The following is a 15,271-nucleotide window of genomic DNA, read 5'->3' on the forward strand; positions in this document are numbered from 1 at the left end:
TGATAAGGTATATACTTAATGGTACATACTGGACGGGAGGTTTTTTATGATACCTAAACAAGCTTATAAACAATTGGTATTAAGCATGCTAGCATTAATGATTGCAATGTCAATTAGCCGTTTTGCATATACGCCGATTTTGCCATTTATGCAACAAGATACCTCGATGAATAACCAGAATGCAGGTCTGTTAGCGACATTCAATTATTTAGGTTATCTAATCGGTGCTATCATACCTATGTTTATTACGATAAAATCTAAAGTCTTTGATTTAAAGTTGTATGTCATGATTAATGTAATTTCTGTTATTTTAATGGGATTTTCAGAGCACTTTCTTATCTGGTCAGTACTGCGAATAATTGCCGGGATAACGAGTGGTACGATCTTTGTTTTAGCATCTAACGTGGCGTTAGAAGCATTAAGAATGGCTAATAAACAAAGTATTTCGGGAATTTTATATAGTGCAGTAGGAATAGTGATATTTTCTAGTAGTATTTTTATCTTTCTTTATACACAAGGTCAGACTTGGAAAGCAACATGGATTATATTAGGTGTTGTGGCTTTAATGGCAGGTATCATTATACTAACCAGCATGAAAGACAACCCTTCAATCTCTATACATACAACGTCATCAAATCAGAATCAAGGAAAGGCATTAAATCGTGCATTTATTATTCCATTCTCGATTGCCTATTTTTTTGAGGGAGCAGGCTATATTGTTACAGGAACATTTTTAGTCGCACTTATTAAGACTATACCTGCATACGCAGATTACGCTGCATTAAGTTGGATGTTTGTAGGACTAGGCGCTATGCCGGCCACGTTAATTTGGTCATTATTTGCTGAAAAGTTTGGGTACAAAAAGGCGATATATAGTGCATTAATATTACAAATTATTAGTGTAGGATTGCCTATCTTTTCACATCATATGCTAGGATTAATCATTGCTTCGATGCTATTTGGTGCAACCTTCTTAGGTTTAACAACATTATTTATGTCGAAAAGCCAAGAACTTATGTATCATACAAATCAAAAGTTAAATCTTGTATCGTTATTAACAGTCATTTATAGTGTCGGACAAATGATAGCGCCAATGATTGCGGGAGTACTCATCGGAGACTCAAATAATTATCAGTTGGCGTTAACCTTCGCAATGATATTACTTATACTAGGTTTCATATTTAGTGTAATAAGCTATAGATTTAATGCATATAAATAAGAACATGTGGAAATACATGGTTTGGTTAAGAATTTTTTAAATCGTAAGCAATATAGAAGTTTGGAAGTCATAAAAATAGGGCATATTTTACTAATTAAACCTTTCATGAAAAATGAAACGGCATGAGGTTTTTAATTTATAGGGGGATTGTCACATGAATATTTATAAATTACGTTATCAACATTATAAAGATATTGTTGATGATAATATCTTAACAGTATTTGTATTGGCTAAAAATGAAGAAGAAGTTGAACAATTCGCGAAAAAAGTAAGTTATGCAGTTGAGAGTATTACACAAATCTCTCAAGAAGAATACGAAAAAGAAAAAGCTAAAGATGAACATTTCGGTCTTGAGCATGCTGAAAATTATTTAGATTAATATGAATTATCGGTCGGGGAGTGGGTCAGAAATAATATTTTCCAATATTAATTTCGTTGTACCCCAGCTTGCTTAGCTTGTAGAATTCCTTCAGGAAATTCTCTTTGCTGGGGCCCCGAACCCCAGCTTGCTTAGCTTGTAGAATTTCTTCAGGAAATTCTCTTTGCTAGGTCCCCAAACCCCAGCTTGCCTAGCTTGTAGAATTCCTTCAGGAAATTCTCTTTGCTGGGGGGCCTCGCTCACCAGTCAACTACTGCTAATATATATTTGTAGAGGCTGGAACATTAAGTTCTTGAATAATTATAAAAAGAGCCTGGGACATAAATAATATGATGATGCTATTTTGCAAATTCGCAGTAGCTGACTGAACTGAAAATGCGCTTAAATCAAGCTTTTTTCAGTTCTAGTCATCCTTGCGGGGGTGGGACGACGAATTTAAAAAGAATTCTGTCCCACTCCCTTATTTACTGGCTATTTATCTGGGAAATATATCCCAGCCTCCCTTCTTTTTTGTAATATGAATAAAAAGAGATTATATTCAATGTAATTGACTAAAGGAGATATGTAATATGAATAAAAAAGACAATTTAGAACATGCAATTGTACTTGGCGGTGGTGGTTCGCTAGCCATAGGTTGGGAGTTAGGCTATCTGTTAACATTATCTAATCAAGGTATAGATGTCCGTCATGCAGATTTAATGATAGGTACATCGGGTGGCGCGCAAGCTGCTACAGGTTTAACATCTGACAAGAGTTTTGATGTCATTTATGATGAGCAAATTGCACCTAAATCAAATGAAATGCCGCCAGTTAAAGATATGTCAGGGATTTTTGAAAGATATGCTCAAATACAAGAGCACTCGAATTCACCTAAAGAATGGATTGAGAATTATAGTATCTACGCACTAGAAGATCATAAATTTAATGAGAGCGTACATATTACTCGCTTAGAGCATAGAATTAAAGGTACTGAATGGCCATCTAATTTGATGATTACTGCTATTAATGCGCGTAAGTCAGAGCGTGTCGCATTAACGTCTGATAGTCAAGTGAATTTACACAGAGCTATGGCTTCAAGTGGTTCGTTACCAGGTGTTTGGCCGGCTACGACGATTGATGGTGTCAAACATTTTGATGGTGGATGTCATTCCATGGAGAATGCAGATTTAGCTAAAGGTGCTAAGAAAGTACTTATCTTTGCGACGAATCTACCTGTTTCAACACCATATAAATTAGAAGATGCCATTAAAGAACTCGAAGAAAGTGGCGCTAAAGTCAAATTAATTACACCTAGTAAAGCAGTATTTGATAAATTAAATGAACTAGGCGGTAATACAGTAGATCCATCAATTCGACCTGACATTTTCAAAGCTGGAGAAGCTCAGGCACTTGAAGATGTAGAGATAATTAGAAACTTTTGGAATGAATAAAAGTGACTTTTAAGTTTAGATCAAAGTGACATTGTTATTGAATATTGACTATAAAAAGGAGACTTGGACTATGAATTTAATAAAATTCTGTCCATCTCCTTTTTTCCATTTAAATTGACTTTGTTTGGCGTTGAGTCATCCATAACACAATGAAGCCGATAATCATATAAATAACAATTAGCCACATCACAACGTGATAATAATGAATAATATGCGTTATATTTGATGTGAAAAAGACGATAATTGATAAGCCGATTGGGCCACCTAATTGGTGCATGGTATTAGTCATTCCACTTGCAGCACCTGATAAACTAGCATCTACTTCATGAATGCCGGCACTTGTAATAGGAGCCAGTAACCAACCTTGACCAAGACCTACGAGTAACATCGGAATACCTATCGCAAGCCAATATCCATGTAATGGATTCAAACTAGCTGTAATAATTAATCCTAAAGTCAGTATAATTTGACCGAGTAATAGCACATTTGTATTGCCTAATTTTTCAGTAAAGTAAGGAAGATACAATGCCGCAACAAAATTAACAATGGTTAAAGGTAAGAAAGCCATACCAGCTTGTAACGGTGTATAATGATATAAATGTTGCATCATTTGTGGCAAGATAAACCAATAAGATAACATTGCCATCATAAATATAAAACGACCGACATAAGCGCCTGTGCGCACCTTATTCTTAAATAATGACATTGGCATTAATGCAAATGGTAATTTGCGTTCAAATATTACGAATATAATTAATAAAATGAACCCAATAATGACTGCAATGATAGATTCATTTGTCATGCCATATACAAGTGTCATTATCGCAATAACTGAAAGTATTGCACCAATAAAGTCAATTCGTACACGATGAACCTTAGTAGATTTTACAAAAAGCAACGTTAAGATAATTAAAATAATAGTGAAAGGAACATTAATCAGGAAGCCAGATCGCCAACTGATTGTACTTGTTAACCAACCACCGAGAAGTAAACCAATGCTTGAACCAATACCAGCAGTGGCGCCGTAGTAACTAATGGCTTTACTTCTTTCCTTACCTTCGAAATGGTCCATAAGTAAAGCGAGTGTTGTAGGTGCAATAATCGCCGAACCAATACCTTGTATTGCTCTAAAAGTAATAATTTGTATACTATTTTGTGCAAGCCCGATACATAAACTTGATATCCCAAATAACACTAAACCACTTAAAAATATACGTTTACGCCCTAATAAATCACCTAGTCTACCTGCTAACAATAAGAAACCACCGAATGTAATTGTATAAGCATTTGATACCCAAGATAAGGACGCTTTATCCATATGTAGGCTTTGAGCGATCTTGACAGTACTTGTAAATATAATTGAGTTATCCATTAATATTAAAAAATAACTAAATAAAATGATGAAGAGTATAATTTGATTTGTCTTTTTAAACATATTGACACGTCCCTTTAGAAGAATAGTAATAGTCTAAACTATGGAGTGAACTCCATAGCAAGTATTAATTTTTAAAAATTTCCAATGACTAAAATTTTTAAATTATGGTATAACTTAGGGAACGATAAGGAGTGAATGTGCTATGAATACGAAAGAAGTTGTAGAATTTATGGGATTATCTCAAGATACATTGAGATATTATGAGAAAGTAGGCGCTATACCACCAGTTGAACGAAATCAAAATGGCTATCGTGATTATAGAACAAACGACTTGAACTGGATATATTTAGTAAAAAACTTACGTCTTGCTGGTGTGAAAATTGAATTGCTTATAGAGTTTTGTAAACTAGGGCAATTACCTTCAAATGAAGACACGCAGCAACGTCAAAAAGAGATACTTAATGAACAATTAAGTGAACTAGATGCCAAATTAGAAGTAATGCACAAAGCTAGAAATTTATTGAAATATAAGATAGATACCTATGATAGTCATTTAGCTCAATTTAATGCAGGTGAACTATCAAAGGATAATGTGGATAAACTGTGGGAAAAACCTGAAATAGTGAATAGATAAATTAAGGAGGAAGAAATCATGTCTAATCATTTCGATCATATCCAACCACCCAATCAATTCAAATATAGAGAGGGCCGAACTGTTTTAAAACAACAATATGATTTCAAGTGTGATAATCGAATTTATTTTAGTGAAGATATATTTCGAGATTTGCATGATCATTCATATCGCTTGTATGTAGACGTACTTTCACCAATTGGTGATTATGGTCTTGGATTAGACTTTAATGAAGTAGATGCGATTTATAATAAAGTGATCGAACCTAAATTAAATCATCAACTCATTAACGAAACGTTGCCTGATATGAATACGACTGCTGAAAATATTGCAATGTGGATTTGGGATGAATTTGAACAACATCTTCCGGGTGAACATTGTATGTATGCGTTACAGCTATTTGAGACTGACCGCCATGGGGTAAGTCTAAATCGTTCCATTATGAAGTCTTAAGTCACTACTTATAAAAAAGAGGGGTTCTCAATTTTACCTTTTGAATTAAGTACTATTTATATAATTAATCAAAATTTAAATATTTTGATTATATATGTATTATTGATATAATTAGTATAGTAGCAAGTCTACAATTTTTTATTTTGGAGGAACATATTTGGGGACCACACTTAGTCTTATTACTTTTATATTATTATTAGTCCTAACGGCTTTTTTCGTGGCGACAGAGTTCGCTATTGTTAAAGTCAGAGAAACAAGAATTGCACAATTGTCTAATGCAGGTGAGAAGAAAGCGATTGCCGCAAAAAAGGTTGTCGATCATCTTGATGAATACTTAGCTGCCTGCCAATTAGGTATTACCATTACCGCACTAGGTATCGGTATGGTAGGAGAATCTACATTTGAATTTATATTACATCCTTTATTCAGCAGTATTGGTATTCCTGAAGCTTGGATACATCCATTTACAATTGGTGGCGCATTTGTTATCGCGACATTTTTACACGTTGTTGTAGGTGAAATGGCACCTAAGACGATTGCTATCCAAAAGGCAGAATATATTACATTGCTTTTTGCGAAACCGATTATCTTTTTCTATAAAATAATGTATCCATTTATTTGGATATTAAATGGTGCAGCACGTTTGATATTAAAAATGTTCAATATGAAACCTGCTAAAGAAAGTGAAGTCTTCCATTCTGAGGAAGAACTGAAACAATTAATCCACGATAGCCATGAAGGTGGCGAAATTAATGATAGTGAGTTACATCATATTAACCAAGCATTTAAGTTTGATAATTTAGTCGCAAAAGATATTATGATTGATGAAAAACATGTTAAAACGCTAAACTTAAATACGAGTTTTGATGATGCAATTCAACAAATTAAAGTAGATGCGTTTACAAGATATCCAGCTGTTAAAGATGATCAAATTGTTGGTTTCATACATTCCAAATCATTGTTCAATGTGGAACAACCATCTAAACTAGAGACGTTCGTTAATCCAATTATTAACGTTAAAATGAATACACCATTGAAACACATTTTAGAAATGATGAAAAAGAGAAAAGTGCATATCGCAGCTGTTTATAATGACGCTGATTTCAAGGGAATCATTACATTAGAAAATATTCTTGAAGAAATCGTTGGCGATATCGAAGATGAATATAATTAATGTGAATTTAGTCTTATATAATTAATATTATTATGTCTTATTATGACCCTATTATTGAGATTTTAAAAATCTTGATGATAGGGTCTTTTTTAAAATCAAAATTAAGTAAATTCAAAAACATTGACTTACTAATTAACTTGTAACTATAATGGTTACATGAGGTGAGAAGATTGAAAATTAGTAGTCGTTTCACTGTGGCTGTGCATATTCTAGCATTAGTCAAAGTTGAACAGTCGCAACCACTAACGTCCTCTTGGATTGCTAGTAGTGTGAACACCAATGCTGTAGTAATTAGAAGATTAGTAGGTAAATTGAAACAAGCGAATTTAATCGAAACACAGCAAGGAAGTGGTGGCATTCAACTGAGAAAGCCTTTAACAGACATTACATTACTTGATGTGTATCAAGCGGTGGAAGTCGTTGACGAAGGTGAATTATTCCAAATGCATGAAGACACGAATATAAATTGTGTTGTAGGTGCCAATATCCAGAGTGTGCTTGAAATCATTCTCATACGTGCACAAGATGCGATGGAAGGTGTCTTGGCTAATGTCACAATGGATGATATTGTTACAGGCATCTTGCAACGAAACGGATAAGTCGTCATCCGTTATATCTTGCATGTAACTATTATAGTTACAAGTACAAGTGCGATAATGAAGCTGTCTCACAACGACCTAATTGACTGACATCACCATAAATATAAAAATGTGGAGGAATAAATCATGAAAATCGGTATTATCGGAGCAACAGGTAAAGTTGGAAATAAAGTATTAACAGAAGCACAAGCACGTGGTCATGAAGTCACTGCAATTGTTAGAAATGCGAGCAAACTAAATGATCAAGATGTGAAAGTGCTTGAAAAAGATATTTTCAGTTTAACAGTAGATGACATCAAAGATCTTGATGTTGTTGTAAATGCTTTTGGTGCGCCATTAGGTGAGGAAGAAGCCCATGTAGAAGCGGGACGCGCTCTAATTAAATTGCTTAAAGAGGTAGATACAAGAGTGATTGTAGTAGGTGGTGCAGGTAGCTTATTCGTAGATGAGGCGCATACAACACGTGTACTTGAAACACCAGATTTCCCAGATATGTTTAAACCAACTGCTAAAGGTCAAGGACGTAATCTCCAAGATCTTCAAGATAGCGAGGGCATTACTTGGACATTTGTTAGTCCATCAGCAGAGTTCGATGCAGAAGGTAAACGTACAGGTTCTTATACATTAGGTAAAGATGAATTGCTTGTAAATAGTCAAGGTAATAGCTACATTAGCTATGCAGATTACGCTATTGCAATTGTAGATGAAGCTGAAAATGCAGCTCACATTAACGAGCGATTCACAGTCGTTGGCGAACAAGCATAATATATTGAACGATAAATTTTAAGGCTAAATGATTATTGTCTGAGAATAAGCAAACGAAGGACGTGGAACAGAATTCTTTATGAATTCATTGTTCCACGTCCTTCGTCTTTTCTATGTCTAATCAAGTAGTTGTTAATTCATATCTTGCTTCATTCCGGATTTCGCCATTTGGATAAATGTCTTAGCTGCTCTAGATAGTGGTTTTTTATCATTTTCTTTGTATGCTAATACGACTCGATTGTAATAGTGGTGTGGGTTCAATTGGACAAACGCGCCATTAAAACGATGAGACGTCATATCTTTAACACTCTTAGGGACAAATGTGATCGCGATGCCTTCATTGACGAGACGAAGCGCATTCTCGACACTAACCGTTTCCATCATCACATCAGGTACAACATTATAATCATTTAAGTTTTGATTAGATAATTGGCGTAATGTCATTTCAGGCTTAAGCAAGATAAATTTCTCATTATCTAACAAATGAAATGGAAATTCACCATCGTCAGCGTGTGCTCTAGCTTGTTCGATAAGCTGATGTCCAGGAGGTAACGCTAAATATAAATTTTCTGTATATAAAATATCATAAGATAAATCCTCGGTATATAACGGTAAAATCGTCACACCTATATCCACTTTTTGATCGGAAACGATTTGTTCAATTCGATGTGCCACTTCTTCTACTAATTCAATCTCCACGCCCGGGTAATGTTCTATAAACTTTGGCAAGATACTATAAAGCGTATGTGTAGCTAAAATAGGATTAACACCTATACGGATACGCCCCTTTTTCAAATTAGAAATCGTCTGCAATTCATCGCGCATTTGAGTATCAATATCCTCAATTTCATGTAAATAATCTAGAAATCGCTCAGCTGAATACGTAAGTTCTAGCGGGTTGCTGTCCCGGTTAATTAATGTCACACCTAAGTCATTCTCAACGTCTTTAATATAACGGCTTAAATAGGGTTGAGAAATATAAAGGTGTTTCGCTGCATGTGAAATACTGCCGTAACGTTGAATGGCTTCTAAATATTGAATTTTATTTTTATAGGTCATATCGATGTCCTCCTTTCAGTTGGATTTATATATAGCTATAACTATTTAGTTATATATTTGATAGTTAAATACGTCTTTTACTTTCAGGTCATATGGTCAGATAATAGATTTAGACATAAAACAGACACATTTTCCAGAATGCGTATTGTTATTTTCATACCGTTGGGGGTGACGTTATCGACATGATCGGAACGATAGGAATTGTATTAGCAATTATTTTTATTATATATATGTCCGTCAAAAACTATTCTATTTTAGTTATAGGGCCTGTGGCATCTATTATAGTCATTTTGACGAATAAATTACCATTTTTCGACTCACTAATTGGAACGAAAGCGTCTTATATGACTGGTTTAGCGGACTTCATCGTTAGCTTCTTTGGCGTTTTTATACTCGGTTCGTTATTAGCGAAATTTATGGACGAAAGTGGTGCCGCTCAATCTATCGCTGAAAAGATTGTTTCTAAGACTGGTACGAATAGTCCATATGCTATTTTAGTTGCCATATTTATTATTACAGCGATATTGACATATGGCGGTATTAGTCTATATGTCGTTGTATTCGTATTAATTCCATTAGCGAAACCACTTTTCAAAGAAATGGACTTAGCTTGGAACTTAATCGGTATACCAGTTATGCTTGGTTTGGGTACGTTTACAATGACAATGCTACCTGGTACACCTTCAGTACAGAATGTTGTACCAACTAAGTATTTAGACACAACTTTAACAGCAGCACCGTTACTAGGGATAGTTGGAACGGTCGTCGCAATTGCATTTGGACTTTGGTATATGAAACATGCATTAAACAAGAGTATCGCCAAAGGTGAATCATTTACGGACTATGATATTGAGGATAAGAACTTGGAAACGAAAGAAAAAACACCAAACTTTTTACTCAGTATATTACCAATATTAGTGCTCATAGTAATGAACATTATTGGTAGTGCAATGGGTATCTCAAATATCATACTTATTAGTTTAACGACATCTGTGATACTTTCAGCACTGCTATTCTTTAAATACATTCCAGTACAAAAGAAAGTGATCAATGAAGGTGCATCTAATTCATTAATGCCAATGTTCCTTACTGGTTCAGCAATTGCATTTGGAACGGTTATTACATTGGCACCAGGATTCGAAACAATTCGCTCATTAATATTAAATATTCCTGGTAATCCATTAATTAGTTTAGCTGTTGCATCAGCACTATTTGGTGTGATTACAGGCTCAGCATCAGGTTCACTTGGTATTGTGTTACAAGCATTCGGTAAACACTATGTTGATATGGGCATTGATCCTGAAGTCATTCACAGAGTTGCAACGATATCATCATCAATATTTACAGTAATGCCTCATACAGGCGTGGTATTAACATTCTTTGCAATTACAGGATTAACACATAAAAACGGCTTTAAATATTTATTTATAACAAACACAGGTGCCAATCTTTTAGCGCTAATTGTTATATTATTAGGCGTTATTATTTTTTAAGAAAATGCAGCACCAAACACTTACAGGAGGTAATTAATTATGACAAGAAATGTAATCGTAACAGGTTCAGCACAAGGAATAGGATTTGCAATCGCGCAAGCATTTGATAAAGAACAAGATCGTGTCTTTATCTTCGACATGAATCAAGAAGCGGCAGATAAAGCTGCAAGTGAATTAAACAATGGCGTTGCATACAAAGTAGACATTACAAATGAAGATGAAGTTTCACAAGCGATTGAAGATGTGAATAATAAATATGGTGCAATCGACGTGTTAGTTAACAATGCAGGTATTCAACATATTGATAAAGTAGAAGATTTCCCATTAGCTCAATGGAACAAAGTGATTGGTGTCATTCAAACAGGTACATTCCTAATGACAAAACACGTGTTACCTTCAATGAAACAACAACAAAGTGGTCGCATTGTTACGATTTCATCTGCACATGGTGAAATGGCGGATCCATTTAAATCAGCTTATGTTGCTTCTAAATTCGCACAAATTGGTTTCACGAAAACTGTTGCACTTGAAACAGTGAAAGATGGTATTACAGCTAATGCAGTATTACCTGGACCTGTACGTACGTCATTAATTGAAAACCAATTAGCACATCTTGCACAACAAGACGGTTCAACTGAACAAGAAGCAATGGAAAAATATATCACAGGTAAAATGCCTATGAACCGTTTATTAGAACCTTCAGAGATTGCAGCAACAGTTGTATTCTTAGCTTCTGAGGGTGCTACAGCAATTACTGGTGAAACAATCAGTGTTTCTGGCGGTTCAAACGCATAATAATAAATGTATTCAAAAATTAAGAAAGGATGTATTCAAAATGGCAGAACTTAAAGAACAATTAATCGGAACTTGGAAATTAGTAAGATATCAAGATGAAGATAAAGATGGCAACATCTTCTTTCCACTAGGTAAAGATGCGACAGGTTTCATTATGTATAACCCAGATGGTTATATGTCAGCACAATTAATGCAACAAGGTCGTAAAGCCTATGAATCAGGCGATTTACACACAGGTACGAAAGATGAAATGGCTGAAGCTGCACATGGTTATGTTGCATATTCAGGTCGTTTTGAATTAGATGAAGAAAATTCAACAGTTTATCACACTATGGAAGTCAGTATGAATCCAACTTGGTTAGGCGATACACAGCCACGTTTATTTGAATTAGAAGGCGATACACTTAGTATTGTAAACGGCAATGTGCCTAACCAAAAATTAGTATGGCAACGTGTGAAATAAAGTTACGCTTTAGCAAAATGATTAAAAAATACACTTTAAAGGTAGAAACGTTATGAAAGTCACTTTAACGAATAAATAGTAGGTATGGCTTTCAAAGCGATAGAATTGCACATAGCACACGGAGAAAAAATCAAAGGGAGATGTTAATCATGAGATACAATGAGTTTGAAGGGAAAACAGTTGTTATCACAGGCGCAGCATCAGGAATTGGGAAAGCTACAGCATTAAAATTCGCACAAGAAAAAGCAAATATCGTTATCGGAGACGTTGATGAACGTGCACAACAAACAGCACAAGAAATCAATGATAACGGTGGCCATGCATTATTCGTTAAAACAGACGTTTCTAATCCAGACCAAGTGCAAGCATTAATGCAAAAAGCACTTAATGAATTTGGTAGTGTTGATCACGCATTTAACAATGCAGGTATATTAAATCAACCAGCTAAATTCGCAGATATTGACCCTGAAACATTTGATAAAGTAATGAATGTTGACGTTAAAGGTGTCTTCTTATCAATGAAATATGAATTGGAAAGTATGCTTCAAAGTGGCGGTGGCACAATTGTTAATACAGCATCAGTTGCTGGATTAATTGCTGACCCTCAAATGGGACCATACATTGCTGCAAAACACGCAGTGATTGGTATGACAAAATCAGCAGGCTTCGACCATGCGACTGACGGTGTACGTATCAACGCAGTTGCACCTGGACTACTGAAACAGATATGACTAAAGCTTGGAAAGATGACGATGAAAAATGGCAACAAATGATTTCAGGTGTGCCAATGGCTAAAGCAGCACAACCTGATGATATTGCTGACATCGTATTATTCTTATCATCTGATTCAGCAAAATTCATGACTGCTCAAGTTTATCTTGTTGATGGTGGTCAAACAGCTCACTAATTTTATGACTCATTTTATTGTCTAGGCGGAATCGCGAATTCAATTTGAATTCGGTTCCGTCTTTTTCTTTATATTCTTTGTAATAATCGGTATAATAGGTTCAAGTTACATTATAGAGAAATGAGAGTGGATAATGATGACAGCAAATATTTGTGCATATTTAGGTGTTTCAGTAGATGGATACATAGCGGACCGATATGAAAGCGTACAATTTTTAGAAGATGTAGAAGGTGAAGGAGATAATGGCTATGCCCAGTTCTATGACAATGTAGACGTTGTTATTATGGGTGGAAATACGTTTAGATGGTTATTAGATAATAATGTTAAAGAGAATCCATACGAAGGCAAAAAAGTAATAGTGATTACGTCGAAGAATGTTGCGATAGACTGGGATATTGAATTTTATAGTGGAGATTTAAATACTTTATTTAATAGATTTGGCAATGACGAATTTGTATGGATTGTAGGCGGTGGTGCCTTGATTTCTGAGTTAATAAATTTAAACATTTTAACATCAATGCGTTTAACATTTGCTCCTAAATTACTAGGTCAAGGCGTTAACTTATTTAATGATATTGCTGACCAAGTTCAATTGAATTTAAAAGACGTGACACAATATAACCAATTTGTAGAACTTTCTTATGATGTTCAATATGACTAATATTTAAATAGTTTAGGTCAATTCATTGTAATTTTTAATATAAGTATTGCTATACTTGTTAATAATACATATAAAGGAGGGAATTAAATGTTTCTTGCATGGAACGAAATTAAACGCAACAAGCTTAAATTCGGATTAATTATAGGCATTCTAGTATTAATTAGTTACTTACTCTTTTTACTATCCGGGTTAGCAAGTGGTTTAATTAATATGAACACTGAAGGCATCAAAAAATGGAAAGCAGATGCGATTGTTTTAAATAAAGATGCCAACCAAACGGTTCAACAATCTGTCTTTAAATCATCTGACGTTGAAGGCAAATTTAAAGAAGAGGCACCGTTAAAACAAATTGGCGTAATTGCATCGAATGGAGATAGTGAAGAGAATGCATTACTCTTTGGCGTAACATCAAACTCATTCTTGATTCCAAAGATTGAGGAAGGCAAAAAATTTAATAAAGATAATGATGTCGTAATCGATCAATCATTGAAAGATAAAGGGTTCAAGGTTGGTGACACCATCACGTTATCTCAATCTGATGAGAAACTACATATCGTTGGCGTTTCAGAAAGTGCTAAATATAATGCTTCTCCCGTTATTTTCGCAAATGACAAAACCATTGAAAAAATTAATCCAGCATTATCATCAGATAAAACCAGTGCAGTAGTTGTAAAAGACAGTAAATGGAAAGATAAAAATGTTGATAAAGATTTAGAAGTTATAGGAATAGATGACTTTGTAGAGAACCTACCAGGATACAAACCACAAAACTTAACAATGAACTTTATGATTACATTCTTATTTGTTATTTCTGCTACAGTCATTGGCGTATTCTTATATGTCATCACGTTGCAGAAAAAGAATTTATTCGGAGTACTAAAAGCTCAAGGATTTACGAATGGGTTCTTAATGAAGATGGTGTTAGCACAAACCTTTATATTAGCCTTAATCGGTACTTTGATTGGCTTAATACTGACATTACTGACAAGTTTAGTCTTACCTGAAGCGGTACCTGTCCAATTTAATATCGGTACACTCATTATCTTTGGTATCGTTTTAATACTAACATCTCTTGTTGGTAGCTTATTCTCAGTATTATCCATTAGAAAAATAGACCCACTCAAGGCGATCGGGTAAGGAGGTGCCACCATGTTAAAATTTGATGAAGTAACTAAAGAATTCCAAGATGGTAATCATACAATTGAAGCAGTAAAACCGACATCTTTATCTTTTGAAAAAGGTGAACTCATAGCTATTGTTGGCCCTTCTGGTTCCGGTAAGAGTACGTTCTTAACAATGGCTGGAGCGTTACAAACACCAACAGCCGGTGAAATATATATAAATGATAAGAAAATCTCAAAAATGAGTCAAAAGCAATTAGCTAAAATGAGAATGAAAGAAATTGGCTTTATCTTACAAGCGACGAACTTAGTTCCCTTCTTAACAATCAAACAACAATTCCATTTATTGAAGAGTTATAAAAAAGATGTGTTAAGTACTGAAGAATATGATAAATTGTTGAACGATTTAGGCTTAAAAGAAATTGAGAACAAATTACCTTCTGAAGTGTCAGGAGGACAAAAACAACGTGTTGCGATTGCTAAGGCAATTTATACACAGCCTTCTATTATTTTAGCTGATGAGCCAACTGCATCGCTCGATACTGAAAATGCGATGGCAGTTATGGAAATCTTAAAAGAACAATCTAAACAACGTCATAAAACGTGTATTATCGTTACGCATGATGAACGTTTAACTAAGTTCTGTGATAAAGTCTTCCATATGGAAGATGGACGTTTAAAAGAAAAATAAACAAATTAAAACTCCCTCCAAGTAAGCTTTGAAAATCATGGCTACTTAGAGGGAGT

Annotated in this window: 16 protein-coding genes and 1 pseudogene; 15 read left to right on the forward strand and 2 right to left on the reverse strand. The window is 34.6% G+C overall.

All coding sequences use genetic code 11. The features are described from left to right. Positions 1–46: 46 nt before the first annotated feature. The 3 genes from SBL15_RS10615 (at position 47) to SBL15_RS10625 (ending at position 3,028) form a co-directional block, all read left to right on the forward strand. Positions 47–1,219, forward strand: coding sequence for a YbfB/YjiJ family MFS transporter (locus SBL15_RS10615; RefSeq protein WP_317955945.1), 1,173 nt, complete (start codon positions 47–49; stop codon positions 1,217–1,219). A 154-nt stretch (positions 1,220–1,373) separates the two neighbouring features. Continuing rightward, positions 1,374–1,598, forward strand: coding sequence for a hypothetical protein (locus SBL15_RS10620; RefSeq protein ID WP_011274482.1), 225 nt, complete (start codon positions 1,374–1,376; stop codon positions 1,596–1,598). A gap of 569 nt (positions 1,599–2,167) precedes the next feature. Beyond that, positions 2,168–3,028 carry a patatin-like phospholipase family protein gene (locus tag SBL15_RS10625; protein ID WP_107612251.1) on the forward strand — a complete coding sequence of 287 codons (861 nt, stop codon included), beginning with the start codon at positions 2,168–2,170 and terminating at the stop codon, positions 3,026–3,028. A gap of 109 nt (positions 3,029–3,137) precedes the next feature. Here SBL15_RS10625 and SBL15_RS10630 read toward each other — a convergent pair whose 3' ends face one another. Then, positions 3,138–4,463 (reverse strand): MFS transporter, encoded by a 1,326-nt coding sequence (locus SBL15_RS10630; RefSeq protein WP_107612250.1) that lies wholly within the window; start codon positions 4,461–4,463, stop codon positions 3,138–3,140. 142 nt (positions 4,464–4,605) lie between these two features. Here SBL15_RS10630 and SBL15_RS10635 point away from each other — a divergent pair, with 142 nt between their 5' ends. From SBL15_RS10635 to SBL15_RS10655, 5 genes are all read left to right on the forward strand, one after another. After that, on the forward strand, positions 4,606–5,037 hold the full coding sequence (locus SBL15_RS10635) for a MerR family transcriptional regulator (RefSeq protein WP_011274485.1): 432 nt from the start codon (positions 4,606–4,608) through the stop codon (positions 5,035–5,037). A gap of 18 nt (positions 5,038–5,055) precedes the next feature. Then, on the forward strand, positions 5,056–5,487 hold the full coding sequence (locus SBL15_RS10640; protein WP_107612249.1) for a 6-pyruvoyl trahydropterin synthase family protein: 432 nt from the start codon (positions 5,056–5,058) through the stop codon (positions 5,485–5,487). 157 nt (positions 5,488–5,644) lie between these two features. Then, on the forward strand, positions 5,645–6,661 hold the full coding sequence (locus tag SBL15_RS10645; protein ID WP_107612248.1) for a hemolysin family protein: 1,017 nt from the start codon (positions 5,645–5,647) through the stop codon (positions 6,659–6,661). Positions 6,662–6,831: 170 nt separating this feature from the next. Further along, on the forward strand, positions 6,832–7,260 hold the full coding sequence (locus tag SBL15_RS10650) for an Rrf2 family transcriptional regulator (protein WP_053016131.1): 429 nt from the start codon (positions 6,832–6,834) through the stop codon (positions 7,258–7,260). A gap of 126 nt (positions 7,261–7,386) precedes the next feature. Next, positions 7,387–8,025, forward strand: a complete 639-nt coding sequence (locus SBL15_RS10655; protein ID WP_107612247.1) for an NAD(P)-dependent oxidoreductase — start codon at positions 7,387–7,389, stop codon at positions 8,023–8,025. Between the two features lie 132 nt (positions 8,026–8,157). Here the strand turns inward: SBL15_RS10655 and SBL15_RS10660 are convergent, their stop codons facing one another. Continuing rightward, complete coding sequence (locus SBL15_RS10660) at positions 8,158–9,084, reverse strand: LysR family transcriptional regulator (protein WP_317955946.1); 927 nt, start codon at positions 9,082–9,084, stop codon at positions 8,158–8,160. 182 nt (positions 9,085–9,266) lie between these two features. On the opposite strand from SBL15_RS10660, the gene SBL15_RS10665 reads away from it, so the two are divergent. The 7 genes and pseudogenes from SBL15_RS10665 to SBL15_RS10695 all read left to right on the forward strand — a co-directional run bounded on the left by SBL15_RS10665 (position 9,267) and on the right by SBL15_RS10695 (position 15,215). Beyond that, positions 9,267–10,577 (forward strand): GntP family permease, encoded by a 1,311-nt coding sequence (locus tag SBL15_RS10665; RefSeq protein WP_317955947.1) that lies wholly within the window; start codon positions 9,267–9,269, stop codon positions 10,575–10,577. 39 nt (positions 10,578–10,616) lie between these two features. After that, the gene (locus SBL15_RS10670; RefSeq protein WP_107613314.1) at positions 10,617–11,372 is read left to right on the forward strand and encodes an SDR family NAD(P)-dependent oxidoreductase; all 756 of its coding nucleotides are present in this window, start codon (positions 10,617–10,619) and stop codon (positions 11,370–11,372) included. 40 nt (positions 11,373–11,412) lie between these two features. Next, a complete protein-coding gene (locus SBL15_RS10675) occupies positions 11,413–11,835 on the forward strand; it encodes a lipocalin-like domain-containing protein (protein ID WP_107612244.1) in 423 nt (140 codons plus the stop codon). A 149-nt stretch (positions 11,836–11,984) separates the two neighbouring features. Further along, positions 11,985–12,742: pseudogene (locus SBL15_RS10680) on the forward strand (SDR family NAD(P)-dependent oxidoreductase). A 133-nt stretch (positions 12,743–12,875) separates the two neighbouring features. Then, a complete protein-coding gene (locus SBL15_RS10685; RefSeq protein ID WP_233641214.1) occupies positions 12,876–13,403 on the forward strand; it encodes a dihydrofolate reductase family protein in 528 nt (175 codons plus the stop codon). A gap of 87 nt (positions 13,404–13,490) precedes the next feature. Next, entirely contained in the window at positions 13,491–14,540 is a 1,050-nt protein-coding gene (locus SBL15_RS10690) for an ABC transporter permease (protein WP_107612243.1), read from the forward strand. A 12-nt stretch (positions 14,541–14,552) separates the two neighbouring features. Next, the gene (locus SBL15_RS10695) at positions 14,553–15,215 is read left to right on the forward strand and encodes an ABC transporter ATP-binding protein (RefSeq protein ID WP_107612242.1); all 663 of its coding nucleotides are present in this window, start codon (positions 14,553–14,555) and stop codon (positions 15,213–15,215) included. Positions 15,216–15,271 lie beyond the last annotated feature (56 nt).

Origin of the sequence: Staphylococcus sp. NWU MKU2 (genome assembly GCF_033283605.1) — a bacterium.
GTDB lineage: Bacteria > Bacillota > Bacilli > Staphylococcales > Staphylococcaceae > Staphylococcus > Staphylococcus haemolyticus.

What these genes read in the sequence shown, in the direction of transcription:
- SBL15_RS10630 (WP_107612250.1), bottom strand. Translation starts at nt 4,463, where the DNA reads ATGTTTAAAAAGACAAATCAAATTATACTCTTCATCATTTTATTTAGT.
- SBL15_RS10615 (WP_317955945.1), top strand. Translation starts at nt 47, where the DNA reads ATGATACCTAAACAAGCTTATAAACAATTGGTATTAAGCATGCTAGCA.
- SBL15_RS10655 (WP_107612247.1), top strand. Translation starts at nt 7,387, where the DNA reads ATGAAAATCGGTATTATCGGAGCAACAGGTAAAGTTGGAAATAAAGTA.
- SBL15_RS10625 (WP_107612251.1), top strand. Translation starts at nt 2,168, where the DNA reads ATGAATAAAAAAGACAATTTAGAACATGCAATTGTACTTGGCGGTGGT.
- SBL15_RS10665 (WP_317955947.1), top strand. Translation starts at nt 9,267, where the DNA reads ATGATCGGAACGATAGGAATTGTATTAGCAATTATTTTTATTATATAT.
- SBL15_RS10660 (WP_317955946.1), bottom strand. Translation starts at nt 9,084, where the DNA reads ATGACCTATAAAAATAAAATTCAATATTTAGAAGCCATTCAACGTTAC.
- SBL15_RS10695 (WP_107612242.1), top strand. Translation starts at nt 14,553, where the DNA reads ATGTTAAAATTTGATGAAGTAACTAAAGAATTCCAAGATGGTAATCAT.
- SBL15_RS10690 (WP_107612243.1), top strand. Translation starts at nt 13,491, where the DNA reads ATGTTTCTTGCATGGAACGAAATTAAACGCAACAAGCTTAAATTCGGA.
- SBL15_RS10685 (WP_233641214.1), top strand. Translation starts at nt 12,876, where the DNA reads ATGATGACAGCAAATATTTGTGCATATTTAGGTGTTTCAGTAGATGGA.
- SBL15_RS10635 (WP_011274485.1), top strand. Translation starts at nt 4,606, where the DNA reads ATGAATACGAAAGAAGTTGTAGAATTTATGGGATTATCTCAAGATACA.
- SBL15_RS10640 (WP_107612249.1), top strand. Translation starts at nt 5,056, where the DNA reads ATGTCTAATCATTTCGATCATATCCAACCACCCAATCAATTCAAATAT.
- SBL15_RS10620 (WP_011274482.1), top strand. Translation starts at nt 1,374, where the DNA reads ATGAATATTTATAAATTACGTTATCAACATTATAAAGATATTGTTGAT.
- SBL15_RS10675 (WP_107612244.1), top strand. Translation starts at nt 11,413, where the DNA reads ATGGCAGAACTTAAAGAACAATTAATCGGAACTTGGAAATTAGTAAGA.
- SBL15_RS10670 (WP_107613314.1), top strand. Translation starts at nt 10,617, where the DNA reads ATGACAAGAAATGTAATCGTAACAGGTTCAGCACAAGGAATAGGATTT.